Source organism: Streptacidiphilus alkalitolerans (assembly GCF_042511045.1).
GTDB classification, from domain to species: domain Bacteria; phylum Actinomycetota; class Actinomycetes; order Streptomycetales; family Streptomycetaceae; genus Streptacidiphilus; species Streptacidiphilus alkalitolerans.
This window is the reverse complement of sequence record NZ_JBHEZX010000007.1, coordinates 206,292-227,388: the sequence shown is the minus strand read 5'-3', so window position 1 is coordinate 227,388 and position 21,097 is coordinate 206,292. Positions and strand designations below refer to the sequence as shown.

Below are 21,097 nucleotides of genomic sequence, written 5' to 3'. Positions count from 1 at the left end.
GGCGCACTCCCGCATGACCCCCACCCCTGTCCGCACCACCGCACGCCTGCTCGCCGGCCCGCCCCCGATCCGCCCGCTCGACCGGGACGGGTTCCTGGACACCGCCCGGGCCGCGCTGCGCTCCAGGCCCGTGCTCCGGATCACCGGGCCCGCCGGGATCGGGAAGAGCACCCTGGTCCAGGCCCTCGCCGACGAGGCCCGGGCCCAGGGCGTCACCACGCTGCGCTGCGCACCAGGACCGGACGACAGTCTGCTCCCCTACGGCGCCCTGGTCGACCTGCTCGCCCCGGTCGGCCCGGAGTCACTGGCCCGGCTGCCGGCCGAACCGCGGGCCGCCCTGCGCGCGGCGCTGCTGCGCGGCCCGGAGCCGACGGACGGCCGGGACCGGCTGGCCCTCAGGCTCGCCGTCGTGGAGCTGCTGAGCGGCCTGACCGCGGACGGCGCCCCGCTGCTGCTGGTGCTGGACGGAGTGCACTGGCTCGACCGCCCCAGCGCCGAGCTGCTGGTCTATGTCGCCCACCGGGCCGACCCGTTGGGACTACGGATCGTCAGCACCGAGCGCAGCGGGGAGGACCCGCCGCCGCTGTATCCGCCGGGAACGCTGGAGCTGGCCGTGCCGCCGCTCTCGCTCAGCGGTGTGGAGCAGCTGCTGGCCCAGGACGCCGGACCGGGGGCGGCCGACCTGCCGGTCCGGCTGCTGCGGCAGATCCACGAGGTCTCCGGCGGCAACCCGTCCTACGCCCTGGCGCTGGCCCCGCACCACCCCGGCAGCCGTCACCCCGACGACCGCCACCCGGAAGGCCGGGGCGCCGCGGACGGCCCGTATGTGCCGAGCGCGCTGCGCAGGCGGCTGCTGGCGTCCGCGGCGGGGCTGCCGCCGCAGACCCGCGCCCTGCTGCTGCTCGCGGCCACCGCGGCCCGGCCCACGCTCGACCTGCTGCGCGCGGCCGGTGTCGCCGACCCGGCCGCGGTCCTGGCCGGGCCGGAACGCCTCGGCCTGGTCGGCACCGACGCCGACGGAGCGGTCCGCTTCGGACACCCCATGCAGCGGGCCGCGCTGCTGGACGACGCGACCACCCGGGAGCGCCTCGCCGCCCACACCGTGCTGGCCGAGCTGGTCCCCGACCCGGTCGAACGGGCCCGGCACCTGGCGCTCGCCACCCCCTACCAGGACGCCGCCCTGGCCGAACTGCTGTCCGGGGCCGCCGCCTCCGCCAGGACCGCCGGAAGGCCGGACACCGCCTATGAGCTGGCCGTCCTCGCGGTGGAGCGCACCCCGGCCGGCCATCACGCCGACCGTACCGACCGGCTGCTCGACGCCGCCGGGTTCGCCGTGGACGCCGGGATGCACGAGGAGGCCCGCCGCGCCGCCGAGTCGGTGCTCGCCACCCCGGCCGGGCCCGCCGACCCGGACCAGCGGGTACGGGCCCGGCTGGTGCTGCTGGAGACCGCGGGGCAGGCCCTCGGCGACACCCGCGGACTGATCGAGGCGGGCCTCGCCGACGCCATCGGCAACGCCGGGCTGCAGGCCAGGCTGCGGCTCTGGGCCGCGGTCAGGGCCCTGCTCGGCGGCAGCACCGCGACCGCGGCCGAGCAGGCCGCCCGCGCCGCGGAACTGGCCGCCCTGGCCGACGACCGCTCCACCAGGGTCTCCGCGCTGGGCCTGCTGGCCACCGTCCAGGCCATGCGCGGCACGCCCGGGGACGCCGAACACACCCTGGCCCTGGCGCTGAGCGCGGCCGACAGCCTGGCCGGACCCGCCGACGACCGCAGTCTGATGCGCCGTCAGGCCCTGGCCGAGCTGGACGCCGACCAGGTGGTCGAGGCGCACGCCCGGATCACCGCGCTGCTGGAACGGTCGCAGGCCCGGGCCGGGGTCGAGGACTCGCTGGCCACCCTGGTCGCCCTGGTCCGGGTCCAGGTGCGCCGGGGCGAGTGCGCGCAGGCACTCGCCACCGCCGAGCGCTGCGGCCGGCTGCTGACCGACGCCGATCTGCCCTCCCCGCTCGCCGCCTACGCCGCCGCGCTCGCCGAGACCGCGGCCGGCACCCTGGACCGGGCCCGTGCCGCCGCCGGAGCCGCCGTCGACGGCTCCACCGCGGACGGCGACCGGCTGTTCCTGATCCGCGCCCTCGGCGCGCTCGGCACCGCCCAGCTCCTGGCCGGAAGCCCGGACGGCGCGGCAGCGGCGGTGGAGTCACTGCAGCGGGCCAGGGAACTGGGCGCCGCCATGGAACTCGCCGACCCGGACACGGTCCGGCGGCTGGCTGACCTCGCCGAGGCCCTGGCGCTGCTGGGCGAGACCGCCGAGGCGGCCGAGGTCCTGGCCGAGGCCAGGAGTCTGACCGCCGGCTGGACCCCGCCCTGGGGCGGCGGCGCGCTGGCCGCGCTGGAACGGGCCGAGGGCCTGGTCCAGGCCGCCCTGGGCCGGATCGGAGCGGCTGCCGACGCCCTGTCCGCCTCGGCCGAACGCCTGCGCGGACTGCCGCTCCCGCTGGAGCTGGTGCGCACCCTGATCGCCTGGGGCGGGGCCGAACGCCGGGCCCGGCACCGGGTGGTGGCCCGGGCCGCGCTCACCGAGGCCGCCGGGATCTGTCGGCTGCTGGCCGCCGCACCGCTGCTGCGGCGGGCCGAGGAGGAACTCGACCGGCTGTCCCCCGGAGAACGGGTGCGCACCGCCATGGAACTGACGGCCAGTGAGCAGCGGGTGGCCGATCTGGTCTCCGCCGGCGCCACCAACCGCGAAGTGGCCGCCGCACTGTTCGTCAGCGTCAAAACCGTGGAGGGAACGCTCTCCCGGGTCTACCGCAAGCTCGGAGTGCGTTCACGAACCGGTCTCGCCCGGGCTGCCGACATACGGGGACACGAACTGTTCACCGACCGGGCAAGGGATACCCCTCTTATGAGGGGGGTCCGGACTTCCTAGCGTGGATCACGACCGCTGAGGCTCCGCGCCGGACCGGCCCCACCGGGCCGGAAGTGCCGGATCCAACCTCTCCCTGTCGTCCCAGGAGGACGTTCGTGAAGCTCCCCATACGCCCCATCGTCGGGCTGCTGGCCGCGCCGCTGCCGATCATCGCCCTGGTGGCCGTCCCGGCCGGGGCCGCCACCAAGCCCGCCACCCAGGCGCTGCGCGGTGACGTGGTCCAGGCGGTCGGGCACTCCGCCCGGGTCGGCGCGGTGCCGGCCGGCCGCTCGCTGTCGGTCACGGTCAGCCTGACCCCGCGCGACCCCGCCGGGCTCACCGCCTTCCTGAAGCAGGTCGCCGACCCCGCCTCGGCGCAGTACCGGCACTACCTGACGGTGAAGCAGTTCGCCGACCGCTTCGGCGCCTCCGCGAGCAGCATCGCCCAGGTCACCGACTACCTGAAGGGGCAGGGCCTCACCGTCGGCCAGGCCACCGCCAACCACCTGTCGCTGCAGGCCACCGGCAGCGCCGCCACCGTGCAGAAGGCCTTCGGCACCAGCCTGGCGACCTACCACGACGCGGCCGGCAAGCGGGACTTCTTCGCCAACACCGCCGCCCCGGTGCTCCCGGCGAACATCGCCGCGGCCGTCACCGACGTGGCCGGCCTGTCCGACTACGCGACCTACAGCCACTTCAGCACCCGGCTCGCGAAGCCGGCCGCGTCCAAGGCCGTCACCGGCCTCACCCCGGCCAAGGCCCGCACCGGCTACAACGTCGCCTCCGCGATCAGCGCCGGCTACAACGGCAGCGGCTCGACCGTGGCGCTGCTGGAGTTCTCCGCCTTCAAGCAGAGCAACATCACCACCTACGACAACTACTTCTCGCTCAGCACACCCACCCCGGCGGTGGTCAAGGCCGGCGGCGGCACCACCGACCTGTCCGGCGAGGACGAGGTGGAGCTGGACATCGAGGTGGTCCAGGCGCTGGCCCCCGGCGCGACCATCAAGGTCTACGAGGCGCCCAACAGCGACGCCGGCGAGATCGCCCTCTACTCGCTGGTCGTCAGCAACGACGTACCCAGCGTCTCCACCAGCTGGGGCATCGACGAGGCCGACGAGACCGCGTCCAACCGCACCGCCCTGAACACCGACTTCCAGGAGGCGGCGGCCCAGGGCCAGTCCGTCTTCGCGGCCTCCGGCGACAGCGGCTCCGACGACGCCGGCAACGGCGGCACCTCGGTCGACTTCCCGGCCAGCGACCCGTACGTCACCGGCACCGGTGGCACCGCGCTGACGCTGACCTCGGCCGGCGCCTGGAGCAAGGAGACCGCCTGGAACGGCAGCGGCGGCGGCGTCTCCTCCTACTTCGCCACCCCGTCCTTCCAGACCGGCGTGAACACCGGCAGCAAGCGCTCGGTCCCCGACGTGGCCGCGGACGCGAGCCCCAGCACCGGCTGGGCCGTCTACTCCGAGGGCTCCTGGGCCGAGTTCGGCGGCACCAGCGCGGCGGCGCCCAACTGGGCCGCGTTCACCGCGATCTACAACAGCGAGGCGCGGGCCAAGTCCAAGCCCGCCTTCGGCTACGCCAACAACACCATCTACACCCTGGCGGCGTCGTCCAGCTACGGCTCCGCGTTCCACGACGTCAAGACCGGCAGCAACGGCGCCTACAGCGCCGGGACCGGCTACGACAAGGTGACCGGCTGGGGCTCCTACAACGGCGCGGGCTTCCTCGCAGCCGAACTGGGCTGACCTCCAGCGAATAACCTGTGGCGTGATGTGACGGCGGGGACCGGGCTGCAGCCCGGTCCCCGCCGCCGTGTTTCCCTGATCTCCCCCCGCCGGGCATGGCAAGACACCCCTCACCAGAGCACTCCAGGTTCTGACCGAGGCACACCGGCGGCGTCCAGGAGCAGGTGCATGAGGTCCGGGGTGAGGGAGGGATTCATGGCCGCCGCCGTCGGGCCCCCGTCCTCGACCAGGAGCGTCGGCAGGAGAGAGAGGAGGCCGCCGACCGCATCGCGGCCGCATCGGAGTGCTTCTCGCTCACCCAGCTCACCGGTTCACGGCGTCCCTGGGGCACGGTCCAGCTCATCGTGGAGCGCTGCTCCTCGTCGATGTCCTCGCGCAGCGAGAGCTGGAGCCGCACCTCCTCGTCCGGGTCGTGGACCAGGGTGAGGGCGGTCGCCGTCGCCACGTGGCAGTTGCCGGCCGCAGCCGCACGTATCCGCGAATCAGGGTCCGCCGCCAGCAGTTCGGCCAGTGCCTGATCAACCGCCGCCCGGGCCGCGGCCCGGCGCCGTCGCGGACCGTGCACGGAAGCGGCGTCTCCCCACCGGAGACCCGCAGCACCGCCGCGATGATCCGGGGATGGGGATCGGCTCGGAAGCGCTCCTGCTCCCAGCGCGTGAGCTGGTCCCACAGCTCGCAGGTGAGCGAGGTCGTCAGCGAGGCGGCGCCGCAGCGCCGATGAAAGGCCCGGAATCGCCGTCGTCCAGTAGCGGATCTTGGCATTGTCGTCCGCCACAAGGGCCTGCAGGGCGTCGTCGGGCAGTTCCACGCCGTATTCACCGGCCAGGACGACGCAGGCGCGCCGAACCCGAGGAGCGTTGGCGGGGAGCGGTTCTGCAGGACCGCGCTGCGCGCACGGGCATCGGGATGGCGGACCGCAGCGGTCGCAACGTCCATGGGAAGTCGCCGCTCCGTCAGCCACTCGTCCTGCACCGGCAAGGGATCCATGGCGAGGATCCGCAGCAGTACCGAGGCAGGCGCCGAGGCATTGCGAGCCAGGCCCTCGGGCTGGCCGGTCGCGACGTCGAGCCGGCGCCGCGCCGCCTGTCGCCGCCCGAACCAGTCTCCGATGCGTCCCGCCAACACGCCCACGGTCCCGTCCACCAGGAACTCGAGTGTGACGAAAACCGTGCCGAGGATCACGAACCGCAGCCAGACCCGGCCGAGTCGCGGGGGTCCGACAAACTACGGGAGGAAACAGCCCCGCCTTGGACCGGACGGTCGATCGCCCCCGCACAGGCGTCCATCATCCGGTGGCCAAGAATTCAACAAGGCGGCGAACGACCTCGCCAATGTCACCAAGGGCGTACTCTCGACGCTCCGCACCAAATTCCTGCACCCGATACAGCTCCTCATCGCCTCGAACGAAAAATACTCGATCGTCCCGTCGAGGCGGAGGCGCAGTGAAGCGGATACTCCCGTAGCTGATCTCCGGAAACAGGCTCCGGAGCTCGCCGAACCCAGCGAGACGGAGGAGCAGTTGCCGACTCTCCGAAGGATGGTCCGAGCCCAGCAGGATTTCCCATTGAGCTTGTGCCACATTCCCTTCCGCGAATGCGTATGCCAATTCCCCGGGCCTCATGAATGGGAATCTTGACACATAGCCGTCGAGAGGTTCGCCCTCCTGCCAGGCAGCCACCGCGCGAAGGGCCTGGCCAACGTCCGCAGTCGCTCCCGTCGCCCATTCGATGCCGGACTCGTATATTCCGACGAGGAAGAGCCGCTCCTCGGCACCGAGGCGGATCGAGGCGGTCCCGCGTCCAGTGGCAAGCTCGGCCCGCCCGAAGCCGTCCACAAGCCCCTCAAGCGAAAACCCTAGGTCAACAGCCATGCGCTTGAGTGCCTCTGCCAGGCCGTCAGCCATGTCGACGTCCGGATAGAGCGCCTGCAGACCTGCGGATCCCTCCGCCGCACTGTCGCTATTCATCCCAGGGAACCGACCCCTCGCAGCCGCACATGGTAAAGGTGCTCTTCACCGGATCAAGTTTGCCAAAACTAGACCAGTCGGGCTCGTCGGGCCGAGGCACTGGGACGATATCTCCCTTGGCGCCCATGTTGTAGAAGTTCACAGAGTCCCATGAACGCTGGCCATTGGATACCGCCCTGGCGATCCAACTCATCTCGAGGTCAGTCGCCTTCCCGCCACCGGTGAGGCCTGACCTGACCGCGCCCGAGAAGTCGTCCCATCCGTGCAGGTTCACATGGAGAGTGACGTTGGGATCACCGATCTGGCGCTCCGTCGGGGCCTTCCACCCGTCGTCCGGATTGTTCAGCATATGGGTAAACCCTTGCTTTTCCGCCCACTCGCCGGTGCCCTTGGTCCGCCAGCCAAGGGCAAGATTGCAGTTGTGCACCAGGACCGGCGTCGTCCCGGCCTCGACGTAGTACGTGTGGAGGTCGCCGATGGTGAGGTCGTAGGTGGTGGTGTCGGCGTGGTAGAGGCGGACGGTGCTGACCTCGGCGGTGCCGGTGGGGGTCTGCAGGACGTCGCCGGTGTGGAGGTACTGGGCGTCGACGAAGGAGTTCTGGGTCTCGTCGTAGAAGGGGTGGTGGAAGGTGGTGGTGAGGGTGCTCGCCGCGGTGTGCGCCGACGCGGCCCGGGTCACCGGCGCGAGCGGGGTGACGGACGCGACCGGGGCGGTTGCGGGCAGCGGTTGGGCGGTGGGGGTCGGGGCCTGGTGGTGGCCGAGGCCGAGGAGGGCGGTCAGGCCGGCCGCGGAGGCGGCGAGGCCGAGGCCGGCCTTGCGGATGACGCGGGTCCTGAGCGGGAGTGTGGCCTGAGTCGGCTTGGCCTTCGCCGAGACGGCCGGGGTGCCCGTCGTGGCCGACGTGCCCGCCGTGGCCGTCGAAGCCGGGGCCCCCGGCGTGGTCGGGGTGATGGTGACGTCGACGAAGTCGTGGTCGGTCGTGGTGACGATGACCTTGGTGACCGTGTGGACCTCGGTGCCCTTCTTGCCCGGGACGGAGTCGCGGATCTTGTCGCCGACCTTGATCCGGTCGATGGCCTTGGTCGAGCCGTCCGCCATCAGCACCGGGGTGGCTCCGGTGAAGCTGTGGGCGGTGCAGCCGGGGCCGAGCAGCTTGCCGAGGGCCGGTCCGGCCAGGGTGAAGGCCGCACCGCCGGCCGCGCCGCCGATGGCGCCGGATTCGACGCCGCTCGCCACCGCGCTGCCGAGACCGGACCAGGAGCAGCCGCCCGAGCTGCCCTCGCAGGTCAGCCCGTAGTCGGCGGCGCCGGTCGCGCCGCCGGAGAGGCCGCCGATGGCCGCGCCCTCGAGGGTGTTGGTGACGATCTTCGGGAGCACGCCGCCGAGGAAGGAGTCGGCGAGCTTGCCGCCCAGCGGGCCGGCGATACCGCCGCCGATGCCGCCGCCGATTCCGCCGAGGACCACGGATCCGGCGAAGGCGCTGACCGAGCAGGAGCCCTTGCCGCTGGCGCATTCGACGCCCTGGTTGACGGCCCCGCCGACCTCGCCGGCGAGCGCGCCGCAGGCGATGGCGCCGGGGATGCTGAGGGTGCCCGCGCTGCCGGCCGTGACGAACGCCTCGCAGCCCATGAAGACCACGGTCGAGGCGGCGAAGGAGGCGATCGCCGCGGCGTGGTTCTTCACGAAGTTCGCCGAGGTGTTCACCGCCTTGGCGACCGCGTGGTACGTGGTGGTGGCCGCCACCTTGAGCGACCTCAGCGGATGGCTGGCCGCGCTGACCGTCGCCGACCAGGCTTTCGCCGCGTTGCGTCTGATCGTTCTCTCGGCGTCGTTGATCTCCTGGTTGAGCTGGGCGATCTCCCGGTCGAGGGCGGCCATCTGGGCGTCGAAGGCCCGCTCGACCGACTGAGCTGCCCGCTCGGCCAGCTTGATGCCCTCGGAGACCTTGCTCGAGGTCCAGTCGTAGGCCTCGACGGCCTTCTTGGCCACGTACTTGGCGCCGGACTCGATCTCGCCGCCGACCCAGCTGGCGCCCTTCTTGATGCCGTTCCAGACGTCGCCGAAGAAGCCGTGTCCCGAGGGGTCGGTGCGGGTGAGCGGGTTGTCGTCGACGTAGGCGAAGGGGTTGGCCGCGGCCGAGTTGGGGGTGGGGTTCAAGGACATGGTGTCCTTGTTCATGAACTGGCCGGTGGCCGGGTTGTACCAGCGGGCGGCCATGTCGACCTTGCCGGTGGCGCTGTCGGTCCAGCCGGACTGGTAGCCCAGGTGGCCCTGCAGCACGCCGATACCGGCCGTGGTGTTGCCCAGCGGGTCGTAGGCGGTCGAGCCGGTCAGCGTGCTGCCGCCGGGGCTGAAGCTGCCGACCACGTCGTCGTGCTGGTCGGTGTAGTCCAGGGTGGCGTCGGTGGTGCTGCCGCCCGGCGTCCCGGTGGCGACCAGGGCGCCGCCCGTCGTGTGGGTGTAGGTGTAGGTGCCGTCGGACGCCAGGGTGTTGCCGGCGCCGCTGTACGAGAAGGTGTTGCTCGGCGAGCCCGCCGTGCCGGACTCGCTGATCAGCCGGCCCAGCGCGTCGTCCACGTAGCTCTGGTTGCCCTGGCTGGCCTGCTGGTTGTAGGCGTCGGAGGTGGAGGCGACGCTGCCGGAGCTGCCGACCTCCAGCGACAGGGTGCCGCGGGCGGTGTAGCTGTAGGTGTTGACGCCGTCGCTGGTGAGCTGGTCGCGGGCGTCGTAGGTGTAGACGTTGGAGCCGACCTGGGTGCGGTTCCCGGAGTCGTCGTAGGAGTACTGGGTGGTGCTGGTCCCGTTGTTCCAGGACTGCAGCCGGTCGGCCCAGTCGTAGCTGTAGGTGTTGGTTCCGGTGCCGGCCAGGCCGGTGGTGTTCTTGCTGGTCTCGTTGCCGTTCGGGTCGTAGCCGTAGTCGATCGAGGCGACGGTGGCGCCGCCGGCCGTGCTGAGGGTGTCGCTGCTCAGCCGGTGCAGGTGGTCGTAGCCGAAGCTGCGGGTATCCCCGCCGGTGCCGTAGCCGATGCTGCTGACCTGGTTCAGCTGGTTGTAGCCGTAGCTGAGCTGGGTGCCGGTGGCCGGGTCGCTCAGGGTGCTGAGTCGGTCCGCGGAGTCGTAGCCGAATCCGGTGGTCCCGGACGCGTCGGTGATGGAGGTCGGCAGGCCGTCGGCGTTGTAGCTGAAGGAGCTGCTGCCCCCGCTGCCGGTGGCGCTGAGCAGCGCGCCCCGGTCGTTGTAGCTGAAGGTGGAACTGGTGTCCGGGGTGTTCGCGGTGGCGGCGGTGGCCGCGGTCAGCATCCGGCCGTCGTGGTCGTAGCTGAAGCTGCGGGTGGCGGTCGGTGCGTCGGCCCCGGTGCCGGACTGCGAGGTGACGTTGCCCAGGTTGTCGTAGCCCACGGTCGCGGTGACCCCGCCGGGGGCGTTCTGGGTGACCGCGCGGCCCGCGGCGTCGTAGCTGACCGTCTGGGTCGAGTCGGCGGCGGAGGTGTAGGAGTAGCTGCTGGAGATGCCGGCCGGTTCGACGGTGCTCTCGGGCAGGTTCCAGGAGTTGGTGGTGTAGTGCCAGTCGTTCCCGCGCCCGTCCTGGAACAGGGTCTTGTTGCCGTCGGCGTCGTAGCCAAACGAGGTGGTGATGGAGTGTCCGGCGTCCACGGGCTGGGTCTCCGAGGAGACCTGGCCGAGCGCGTCGCGGGTGTAGGTGGTGGTGTGCTGGTTGGCGTCGGTGCTGGACATCAGCCGGCCCATGGCGTCGTAGCCGGCCGACTGCCCGATCAGCCTGGTCGTGCCGTCGGTGTCGGTCTGCGTCATCGACACCGGGTCGCCGAGCTGGTCGTAGCTGGTCCTGGACGCGGTGCCGTCCGGCAGCCGGGTGTCGACCGGCAGCCCCTCCAGGTTGTACTGGGTGGTCGTCACCTGCCCTGAGGGGTCGGTGGACTGGGTCTGCTCCCCGAGGTTGTCGTAGCCGAAGCTGGTGGAGACGCCGTCCTGGCTGGTGGTCCTGGCCAGGAACGCCCCGCCCGGGTCGGCCGCCGAGGCGGTGTAGTCCAGCGTCGTGGTGCTGGTGCTCGCGCTCGGGAAGCGCTCCAGGATCGTGGACGAGGTCTGCCGGCCCAGGTAGTCGTAGACCGCCTGGCTCTGCACCCCGTCCGGGTCGGTGGAGCTGGTGACCTCGCCGTTCTTGTCGTAGACGGAGTGGCTGACGCCGTTGTCGGCGTCGGTGACCTGCGCGGTGTCGCCCAGCTGGTCGTAGAGGTAGCTGGTGGAGTGGTTCAGCGCGTCGGTGACCGCGGTGACGTTGCCGGCCTTGTCGTAGCTCCAGCTGGTGCCCGCACCGGTGATGGTGGCCCCGGTGTCGGGACGGGTGTAGGCGGGGAGGGCCACGCTGGTCTTCCGGCCGTCGGCGTCGTAGGCGGTGGTGACGGTGTTGCCGTCGGCGTCCTTGGTCTCCACCGCGTCGCCGAAGGTGTCGTAGCCGGTCTGGGTCAGTGGGTGCACGGTGGCGGTGCTGCCGTCGGGGGCGGTGGTGGTGACCGCGGGCTCACTGGTCGCGACCAGGTGGCCGGCCTCGTCGAAGGTGTAGCCGGTGAGCTGCTGGTCGGCGTCGGTCATGCTGCGCGGCAGGCCGCGCTGGTCCAGGTCCCAACTGGTGGTGGCCTGCGTGCTGGAGGCGGTGGTGCCGCCGGAGTGCCCGCCGCCGAAGAGGGTGCCGATGTCCGCGGCGGAGAGCACCCGCGGGTAGGCCTGGACGTTGGCGACGGAGCCGGGCAGCAGGTCGGTGGCGGCGCCGAGCCACTGGTCGCTGCCGATGGTCAGCGGGCCGGTGGCGGACCAGGAGGAGGTGTTGCTCCCGGTGGCGGCCAAGGCCCCGTTGACGTAGAGCTGCATCGCGCCGGTGGACGGGTCGTAGGTGCCGACCAGGTGGGTCCAGGTGTTCGCGACGGCCGCGGTGGTCGAGGAGGCGAACACCTGCGCGGGGCTGGTCGAGGTGGGGTTGGTGTTCCACAGCGACCAGACCGGGCCGGACGCCTGGTAGTGGTAGGCGAGGACGAATCCGCTGTTCTCGGTGCCGGACTGGGCGACCACGGCCGCGTTGTGCGTCGGCAGCGAGGAGAGGTCGACCCAGGCGGACACCGAGTAGGCGCTCGCGGTGTTCAGCACGGGTCCGTTGGTGGCGATCTGCTGGCCGGTGCTGCCGGCGAAGGTGGCCGCGCCGTTGCCCCAGGTCACCCCGGTGGCGGTGGCGGTGTTGCCGGTCCCGGAGGCGTCGGTGACATTGCTGCCGGCGGTCTGGTTCAGCGGCCACCAGCCGACCGGGTGCCCGCTGCCGTCCTCCTGGATCGACCGGCTGCTGACGTTGCCCATCGGGTCGTACGTGGACCGGGTGGTGTGGGTGGCCCCGGTGGCGTCACTGAGGGTGCTGGTGGCGACCCGGTCGTCGGGGGTGTACGAGACGGTGGTGGTGCGGTCCACCCCGGTCGGGTCGACGGTGGTGGCGGTGACCCGGTCGGCCGCGTCCAGGGTGTCGTCGGTGACCGTGGCTCCGTTGTTGGTGACCTGCTTGACCAGGTTGCCCGCCGCGTCGTAGGTGTCGGCCTGCTCGACGAAGCGGTTGGCTGTATTCTGCCCGTCGATCCGGGTCACCGTCGCCGTCAGCCCGTTGTCGGTGTAGGTGTAGGCGGTGCTGTTGCCCATCGCGTCGGTGAGCGACTGCAGCCGTCCGGCCGGGTCGTAGCTGCGCGACGATTCCACCAGGTCCACCGGCGCCGAGGGGTTGACCGGGTCGGCGGTGTAGTTCTTCAGGGTCTGGGTGAACAGCCGCCCGTCCGGGTCGTAGGCGTAGGCCGTGGTGGTCCCGTTCGGGTCCTGCACGGTCGCCTGGTTGCCGAAGGCGTCGTAGGTGTAGCTGGTGACCGCGGTCGGATCGGCCGAGTCGACCGAGGTCTGCAGCTGGTCGTAGGCGTTGTAGGTGCTGGTGGTGGTGCGCGGGGCGTCGCCGCCGGTCAGGTCCGCCACCGTCTGCGAGGTGACCTGCCCGTCCGGGTCGAACACCGTGGTGGTACTGGCCTGGTGCACCGTGCCGTTGACCTGGTCGGTGGTCGGCGGGTCGGTCTCGCCGACCACCTGCGACTCACCGTCGTTGACGTAGCTGGTGGTCAGCCCGGCCGGGTAGGTGTCGGAGACCTCGGTCTTGGTCAGCGCCCGGCCCAGGTTGTCGTAGGTGAACCTGGTGACCAGTCCGTCCGGGTCGGTCATCGAGGCGACGTCGCCGTCCTTGAAGTACTGGACCAGCGTGGTGGCGCCGCCCGGCGAGACGGTCTTGTACGGCAGGCCCTTGGGGGCGAATCCGCCGTCGGCCGCGGCGATGGTGCTGCCGTCGGTGTAGCTGACCGCGGTGGTGCGCCCGGCCGGGAATCCCGGGACCGGGGGCGTGATCACCTTGGTGCGGTTGCCGGCCGCGTCATAGCTGTAGGAGGTCAGATAGGTGTTGTCGGTGGCCGAGGCGGACCGCCCGTCCCGGGAGGTGGCCACCAGGTCGTTGGTCGGGTTGGGGGTCAGCTGGGCGGTGGTGTCGTCCGGCAGGAAGGTGGTGTAGCTGGTGGAGCACAGCTGTGCGGCCTGGTTCTGGCAGCTGGTCTGGGAGACGGTGTTGCCGCGGACGTCGTGCCCGCTGGTGTCCACGTCGCCGTCGGCGTCGGTGACGGTGTGGACGAAGCCGCCGGTGTCGTAGCCGTAGGAGGTCCGGCTGCCCGCGGCGTCGGTGTCGGCCACCAGCCGGTAGCCGTTGAGCACGTCGTACTGGTCGGTGACCGTGTGGTTGCCGGGGTCGGTGACCTTCACCGTCTCCAGCGGGGACAGGCCGCCCGAGTTGAGTCCTGCGGCGTAGTGCGCGGCGTCGTCCTGGCCGGTCAGCGCGGTGCGGTAGAAGGCCGCCTCGGCGATGGAGCCGGTGAAGTAGACGGTGGTCGAGCTGGGCAGTCCGTTCCAGCCGGTGCCGGTGGTGCCGACCCCGACCGCCAGGCCGGTCCGCACCTGCAGGGCGCCGGCCAGGGCCGTGGTCTTGACCAGCACCCCGTCCAGGTACAGCGACTGGCTGGTCGCGGTCGCGGTGAGCAGCACATGGTGCCACTTGCCGTCGGTGACATTGGTGGTGGAGGCGATCTGCGGGGAGCCGGCCGAGGTCCAGAAGCCGCCGTGCAGTTTGCTGTCGGTGCCCACCCACAGCAGCGGGGTGCTGGTGGCTCCGAGCAGGATGCCGCCGGTGGTCCTGGTGGTGGAGAACCAGAGTTCGGCCGAGCCGGAGGTGGCCCCGGCGTAGACCGAGGGGGGTATCGCCAGTTGCGAGGAGGTGCCGTTGAAGGAGGCCGCCTTCTGGTCGGCGAACGGCCCGGCCGCCCCCAGCGTCACCGCGCTGTAGGCGGCGGGATCGGCCTTGACCTCGTCCGCCGCGGTAGCCGCGCCGGTGCTGTCGCCCAGCCGCAGGTAGGCCGCGGGACCCGCGCCCATGACCGCGGAACGATACACCTGGCTGGAGCCGGTGACCGTCGGGGCGGCCATGGTCCAGTTGCCGCCGACCTCGTCGGTCAGGTGGCTGACCGCGGTGGTCTTGGGGTCGTAGCTCACCTTGGAGTAGATCTTGCCGGAGGGGCGGGTGACCTGGCTGAGCAGCCCGGCCGGGGTGGTCCCGGCCTGGTGCAGCGCGGTGACGTCGGCCTGGGCCAGCGGCTTGTTGGAGAAGGAGACGTCGGCCATCGAGCCGTTGAAGTAACTGGCGTACGCCGTGGCGGAGTTCAGGTGCGGCTGGTCCGGCCAGGTGGAGCCGAGGTAGCCGGTGCCCAGGTAGACCTGGTCGAACAGCCAGGGCATGGTGCCGGAGAAGCCGAAGCTGCCGTAGCCGGGCGCGGTGCCGATCTTGGTGCCGTCCAGGTACATGGTCTGCGTGGTCCAGGAGCCGGTCAGCACCACGTGGTGCCAGGCGCCGTCGGCCTCGGACTTGGTCGTGGTGATCGGCGTGGTGGTCTCGCCGTACCAGAACAGGCCCTTGAGTTCGCCGTCCGTTCCCATGTACAGCGACGGGGTGAAGTCACCGAGGGTCGCGGTGGCGTTGATCGGCATGTCGGAGTAGGAGAACAGGACCTGGGCGGCCTTGGTCGAGGTCTTGAACCACAGCGAGATGCTCTGCGAGGAGGAGGTGCCGAGGCCCAGGTTGGGCAGTTGCACCGAGGAGGAGGTGCCGTTGAAGCCCGCCGCGGTGGTGCTGCCGCCGGCCAGCGGTCCCGGCTGACCCAGCGTCACATTGCTGTAGGTGCCGTTGTCCGCGCCCTCCCGGGCCAGCACCGCGCTGGCCGCGGTGGTGGCGCCCGCCGCCTCGGACAGCGGCCAGAACGAGCTGGGGCCCTGGTCCAGCACCTGGTTGGGGTACTGCGATCCGGCCGTGTAGCTGTACTGGGTGCAGCTGGTGGTGTCGGTGGGCGAGCACATCTTGCTGAGCTCGTCGCCGGTGTAGGTATAGGTCCAGGTCAGCGCGGTGGACGGGTTCCCGGCCGTGACCGGGTCGGTGTAGACGGTGGCGACGTGCGCGCTGGTCGCCCCGGCGGGCGTGGACCAGGTCAGGTACAGGCTGCGGTTGGAGACCAGGGACTTCATCGTGGTGATCTGGCCGCCGGTCCAGGTGAAGGTCAGCTGGCGGCCGTTGGCGTCGGTGATCGAGCTGATGCCGTACACACCGGTGCTCAGCAGCTGGGTGAAGCTGTAGACGGTGGCGTTCTTGTCGGTCAGCGTGTAGCCGCCGGTGACGCTCTTGAAGGTGGCGAAACGCCCCTGCGGCGGCGAGAAGCTGCCGTCCGAGTTCTTCCCGTAGCCCACCGCCGAACCGTCCGGGTAGGTGACCTGGACGCTCTGCACCGCGCCGGAGGCGTCGTACTGCTCGGCCGCCCTGGAGTCGAAGGTGCTGGACCAGCCCTCGCCGAAGGCGCCGGTGGTGCGCGGGTCACGGGAGTTGTAGTCCCGCTCCACGTTCAGCGAGGGGCCGGGGGTGGAGACATTGGCGTCGGTGGCACTGGTGGTGTAGTTGCCGATCGCCGGGCTGTAGCCGTGGCCGTCGGTGTTCTGCGAGAGCCCCGAGGTGACCACGGGCTGCGGCACCTGGGTGGTCAGCGCCTGCCAGTCCGGCCCGGGCGAGTAGTTGGTGCCGTCGTAGGACTGCGCCTCCCACTCGTAGGTCTGACCCCACTTCAGCTTCCCCGCAGGGACGTTGTAGTAGTTGGCGGTGATCAGGCCGGAGTCGGCGAGCTTGGCGCCGGTGGTGTCGAACACCTGGAAGTCGTACTTGGGGGTGGTGGTCAGGTTGGGGTCGGTCTGCCCGATCGCGGTCAGCTGCGGGGTCAGCGTGCCCACCCCGGCGTTGTTGGCCGGGCTGGTCGCCACGACCTGCGGCAGCAGCGCGCCGGTGTAGGTCAGCGACAGCGACGGCGCGCCGTACAGGTTGTAGATCGACCCGAACTGCTTCCAGTGCAGGGCGTCCGTGGTCGCCGCGTAGATCGCCAGGCCGTAGTCGTTGGTCGCGCCGGTCGCCGCGGCCCAGGTGTTGAACGTGGCCGGGGCCAGGGTGACCTTGATGTTGTCGCCCTTGGACATGATGCCGGTGGTGTTGGCGCAGCCGTTCGGGGTGCTCGGGGTGAGGTTGCCGATCGAGGCGCCGTAGGTCGGCCCCGGGTAGGCGGTGATCCCGGACGGGGTCCAGGCCTTGGTCACCGCGGCGACGTCGAAGCGCTCGGCGGTGCAGGTCGAGGACCACAGGTCGAACAGGCTCAGCGAGGCGGCCGAGACGGTGATCTTGGAGTTGTCCAGGCCGAGGTTGGGGAACTTCAGGTAGGACACCGCGTCATGGGTGCCCGAGTCGTAGGAGCCGACCTTGATGGTCTGCTCCATCGAGTGGTCGCCCGGGTTGGTGGACTCCGCGTAGGTGGTCAGCGCCTGCGCGTTGAAGGTGGACGGGTCCACGGTGACCGGGAAGACCCGTCCGGGGGCGTCCAGCCAGGCCCGGTCCAGGGTCACCTCGAGGACGGTCCGCCCGCCCTCGGTGGCCAGTCGGTAGTGCACGGCGTGGGTGGTGGCCGGCTCGCCCGAGACCGGGTCGATGCGGGAGTCGTAGGCGTAGGCGGGCGGAATCACCGCCCGGGTCTTCCCGGCCGCGTCGCGCAGGTCGATCGAGCCGTCCGCCGTGAGCGCCGGGGTCATCCCCTCCAGGGCCAGCGGGAACGTCCAGGAGTCGGCCGCCGCGGCGGACTTCAGCAGCAGCGACTCCTTCACACCGGTGGTGCTGGTCGCCAGCACCAGGTCGGTGTCCGGCAGCGCGGACCGGTAGGTGGCGGTGGCGCCGGAGACCACCGGGGCCACCGGGGCCGCGCCGGTCAGGTTCCAGCCCACGCTGTGCGACGGGTCCACGCTGAACCGGGCCAGCGACGGGTCCGCCGCGCTGGGGGCGAAGTCGGCGCCGATCCCGTTGGCCTTCTCGTGCCAGCGCTTGTCGCCGCCCTGCTGCACCCGGGTGTCGATCGCCTGCCAGTTCCCGGAGCTGTCACGGTAGTTGACCGCACCCTGGAACAACTGGCGGGTGTACGAGCCGTCCGCGTTCTGGAAGTAGTTGGAGGTCGCCGTGGACTTCGCCGCCACCCGCTTGCTGGTGCGCGCGTTGAACCCGAGCCTGCTCGCGCTGGGGCCGGAGACCACCTTGCGCGCGTAGGGCGCGTAGGCCGGCAGCTCGCCGCGCCCCGGCTTGGGGGCGTGCCCGGCACCGCCCTTGGCCCTGGTCGAGGCCGCGGACGCGCGGTCGCTGCGCCCCGCGGCCGTCCCCGACGCCTGGTGCGGCAGTTTGCCCCACTGCGGCGGCCCCGCGGTGAGCCAGTCCACCAGCCCGGAGAGCCTCGGCAGCGACAGCGGCGGCAGCGAAGCGCCCATCGCCGACATCGGCTGTCCCACGAACAGGACCGCCAGGGCCGTGAGCACCACCACGGCCACCGCGCGCAGCCGACGACGGCGCGTGGCCAACTGCCGGGCGGTACGACGGAACAGGCGCGAACGCATGACAGGCTCCAGACAGAGTCGACACAGCAACGCGTCGAACATTCGCAGTCGTGATCACCGCGGCACCAGAGCCGCTGCCATGCGCATAACAAACTCTTACGATCATGGGACTGACCTGGGCGGATATGTCAGGACCGATCCCGAGCGGGGAGTTTGCACCGCACTGGGGGGCTAATGGACCAGAGTGCGCACGAGGTGCGTCACCTCGGCCCGGAGATCCCCGGACGGCGCGACCGCCGTGACATTCGCCCCGGTCGCCTCTCCGTCCGTCACCACAAAACGGACCTTGGGCGAACCCGCCGCCACCTGCTCCACCGCGGCGCTCTGGACCGCTCCCGCGGCCAGCACCACCGCGCAGCGCTGCTGGAGCAGGGTGTTCACATAGGGCAGCGCGTTCGCCACCGTGGCGGGCCCGACCACCGCCAGCGAGGTCGCCTGGGTGTGCGCGGCCAGCGAGGCGTCCTGCATTCCCGCCCACACCTGCGCGGCCTGGGAGCCGGACCTGCCGTGCGCGTCGGTCAGCAGGCACACCGTCACATCCCGGTAGATCCGGGCCCGCGGCTGGGCGGCCGGCCTTCCGCTCCCGCCGAGCACCTCGAACAGCACCGCGGCCACCGCGAGCGCCACCACCACGCCGCCCAGCGGTATCCAGAACCGGCGTCGCATCCGCCCCACCCCTCGTCCGACCTGCGGCCCGGCACAATTCCCGACCGCGACGGGCCGGATCCTACGGGGCGGCACAAGGTAAGCGGCGAGTAAGAAAACACTCTCGGTCCGCGAACAGTCCCAGGGCTTTGCGGTCATGCCGTCCCAAAGCCGACGAACGATCCCGCCGCCGCACGGTCGGTCGGTTGACGCACGACCCGGGCGGCTACAAGATCGCCTTTCGCCGGGTCAACCCCGTTCCCATTCCTCGGGATCCCGGTTTCCTGCCACGAACGAACGACCACGAAGAGAAGTGCATCCCATGAAGTCATCCTTTGTCCGTATCAGCCGTATCGGACTGCTCGCCGCCACGCTCGGACTCGGCCTGATCGCATCGGCCGGCTCCGCGAGCGCGACCACCTCGTACACCGGGCTCGACCCGGTCGCCACCGGTTGCGCCACCGGCGCCGTCACCATGGAGTCGGCCACCGTGCACGGCCTCGACGGGGCCACCGTGGGCACGGTGGAACTGCGCTACAACACCAGCTGTCACGCCGGTTGGGCCCGGCTCACGCTGACCGGCCCGCTGCAGGTCTGCAACGGCCACGCGCCGGCCTGGGGCTGCGACACCGCCTCCGCGCTGATCCACCGCAACAGCGACGGGACCGAGGAGGGCTGCTCGGTGACGCCCGGTCAGACCTCGTGCTGGACCAACATGGTGGACGACCTGAACGTCACTTCGTACGCAAAGGGGAGCTTCTACTCCGTCGACAAGACGTACACCGCCACCACGCCCTCGTACTGAGTCCGCTTTCAGTACAGCACGGAGAGCATTCTCAGTTTCTCGGCGCTCTCCGTGCCGGGGGTCGCGGTGAAGACCAGCAGGGCCTGGGACTGGTCCGGGGCGAGCAGGGCCTGGCAGTGCAGGTACAGCTCCCCCAGTTCGGGGTGAACGATCGTCTTGCTCTCGTCGAAGGCCAGGCCTACCTCGTGCTGCCCCCAGAGGGCGGCGAACTCCGGGCTGACGGCCAGCAGTTGCCGCACCAGCGCGCTGCTGCGGGGGCTCTGCCCGCTGCGCACGTACGCGGTGCGCAGCTGGGAGGCGAAGGTACGGCTGTGCAGGTCGTGGTCGGCCTCGGGGTAGATCGAGCGGGAGCCGGTCTCGGCGAACCAGCGGTAGATCATGCTCCGGGCCGGCCCGGTGAACCGGGTCTGGTCGCCGAACAGCGCGGTGGCGGGACGGGTCTGGGCCAGGGCCTCGGCCAGGTCGGTGACGATCTGCGCCGGGGTGTCCTCCAGCCGGTCCAGCACCCGCATCATCGCCGGGCTGATGTGGTCGGCGCGGGAGACCCGGCCCGGGGTCGGGTGCCCGGCCAGCCGGAACAGGTGGTCCCGTTCGTCCAGGGACAGCCGCAGCCCCCGGGCCAGCGCCGCGGTCATCTGCTCCGAGGGCTGCGGGCCGCGCTCCTGCTCCAGCCGCACGTAGTAGTCGACCGACATGCCGGTCAGCGCCGCCACGTCCTCACGGCGCAGGCCCGGGGTGCGCCGGCGCGGGCCCTTGACCAGCCCGACGTCCTCGGGCTGCAGGGCCTCGCGGCGGCGGCGCAGGAATTCGGCCAGTTGGGATCGGTCCACCGGTCCATTGTTCCGCAGTGGGTCCTTCGGCCGGGTCACGGCACCTCCGGTCAGGGGTAGCGGACCTGGGTGAGCTCCTCGGACAGCTCCCACAGGCCGCGGGCCACGGCGGGGTCGCTGTCCCGCGCGGTGCGCTTCTCCACCCGCGGACGCCCGCCGCCGCGGCCGTCCGGGCCGAGGTAGGAGTCCCCCGGCAGGTCCGGGGCGGTGGCCGCGTAGAGCGTGGGCAGGGCGCCGAACTCGGGCCGCTTCTGGGCGATGAACGGGAACATCAGCCGGACCATCCTGCCCTGCAGGCCGCCCAGGTGCCGGTCCAGGTCGGTGGCGGCCACCCCCGGGTGGGCGCTCAGCGCCCGCACCGGGCTTCCCGCCGCCGAGAGCCGGCGCTGCAGTTCGACCGTGAACAGCAGATTGGCGAGCTTGGACTGCCCGTAGGCGCCCATCGGCCGGTAGCGGCGGCGCTCCCAGTTGAGGTCGTCCAGGTCGATCCGCCCGGTCCTGGACAGCCCCGAGGCGACGGTGACGACCCGGTCGGTGAGCCGCGGCAGCAGGAGCAGGGTGAGCGCGAAGTGGCCCAGGTGGTTGGTGCCGATCTGCAGCTCGAAACCGTCGGCGGTCCGCCCCTGCGGCACGGCCATGATCCCGGCGTTGTTGACCAGGACGTCCAGCGGTCCGGACCAGTCCTTCGCGAAGGCCCGCACCGAGGCCAGGTCGCCCAGGTCCAGGGGGCGGACCTCGGTCTCCCCCTCGATGCCGTCGGCGACCGCCTGCCCCTTGGCCGGGTCGCGCACGGCCAGCACCACCCGGGCCCCGGCACCGGCCAGTTCCCGGGCGGTGACCGCGCCGAGCCCGCTGGAGGCCCCGGTCACCACCACGGTGCGCCCGGAGAGATCGGGAAGCGGCAGGTCGGACATCAGGACTCCTCACAGCGAACCGGACAACGGGGACATCGCGCCCCGTTTCCCCCACTCTGCGCGCACCCCGGCCGAAGCGGGAGAGGAGCGTCCATCCATGGCACGGCAGTACATGGCTGCCAGCGCCTATGATGCGTCTGCGGGATCAGGTGATCTCCGCGACAGCGGGCGAGAGGGCAGGTGGGCTCGGTG

The 21,097-nt window shown here is 71.5% G+C and carries 9 protein-coding genes; 3 read left to right on the top strand and 6 right to left on the bottom strand.

What is annotated here, in order from left to right:
- Nucleotides 1-13 precede the first annotated feature (13 nt).
- Both ACEZDG_RS18335 and ACEZDG_RS18330 read left to right on the top strand, forming a co-directional pair.
- Nucleotides 14-2,926 (top strand): AAA family ATPase, encoded by a 2,913-nt coding sequence (locus tag ACEZDG_RS18335; RefSeq protein WP_380510436.1) that lies wholly within the window; start codon nt 14-16, stop codon nt 2,924-2,926.
- 95 nt (nt 2,927-3,021) lie between these two features.
- Nucleotides 3,022-4,659 carry a S53 family peptidase gene (locus tag ACEZDG_RS18330; protein ID WP_380510434.1) on the top strand — a complete coding sequence of 546 codons (1,638 nt, stop codon included), beginning with the start codon at nt 3,022-3,024 and terminating at the stop codon, nt 4,657-4,659.
- 193 nt (nt 4,660-4,852) lie between these two features.
- Here the strand turns inward: ACEZDG_RS18330 and ACEZDG_RS18325 are convergent, their stop codons facing one another.
- From ACEZDG_RS18325 to ACEZDG_RS18310, 4 genes are all read right to left on the bottom strand, one after another.
- Nucleotides 4,853-5,224 carry a hypothetical protein gene (locus tag ACEZDG_RS18325; RefSeq protein ID WP_380510432.1) on the bottom strand — a complete coding sequence of 124 codons (372 nt, stop codon included), beginning with the start codon at nt 5,222-5,224 and terminating at the stop codon, nt 4,853-4,855.
- Between the two features lie 720 nt (nt 5,225-5,944).
- Entirely contained in the window at nt 5,945-6,625 is a 681-nt protein-coding gene (locus ACEZDG_RS18320) for a hypothetical protein (protein WP_380510429.1), read from the bottom strand.
- Complete coding sequence (locus tag ACEZDG_RS18315; RefSeq protein ID WP_380510426.1) at nt 6,618-17,711, bottom strand: LamG-like jellyroll fold domain-containing protein; 11,094 nt, start codon at nt 17,709-17,711, stop codon at nt 6,618-6,620. The genes ACEZDG_RS18320 and ACEZDG_RS18315 overlap by 8 nt, the downstream gene beginning before the upstream one ends.
- Before the next feature lie 171 nt (nt 17,712-17,882).
- Entirely contained in the window at nt 17,883-18,377 is a 495-nt protein-coding gene (locus ACEZDG_RS18310) for a BMP family ABC transporter substrate-binding protein (RefSeq protein WP_380510423.1), read from the bottom strand.
- Nucleotides 18,378-18,678: 301 nt separating this feature from the next.
- On the opposite strand from ACEZDG_RS18310, the gene ACEZDG_RS18305 reads away from it, so the two are divergent.
- The gene (locus ACEZDG_RS18305) at nt 18,679-19,161 is read left to right on the top strand and encodes a DUF2690 domain-containing protein (protein WP_380510420.1); all 483 of its coding nucleotides are present in this window, start codon (nt 18,679-18,681) and stop codon (nt 19,159-19,161) included.
- Nucleotides 19,162-19,169: 8 nt separating this feature from the next.
- Here the strand turns inward: ACEZDG_RS18305 and ACEZDG_RS18300 are convergent, their stop codons facing one another.
- Both ACEZDG_RS18300 and ACEZDG_RS18295 read right to left on the bottom strand, forming a co-directional pair.
- Complete coding sequence (locus ACEZDG_RS18300) at nt 19,170-19,991, bottom strand: helix-turn-helix transcriptional regulator (RefSeq protein WP_380510417.1); 822 nt, start codon at nt 19,989-19,991, stop codon at nt 19,170-19,172.
- 50 nt (nt 19,992-20,041) lie between these two features.
- A complete protein-coding gene (locus ACEZDG_RS18295; protein WP_380510415.1) occupies nt 20,042-20,905 on the bottom strand; it encodes an oxidoreductase in 864 nt (287 codons plus the stop codon).
- Nucleotides 20,906-21,097 lie beyond the last annotated feature (192 nt).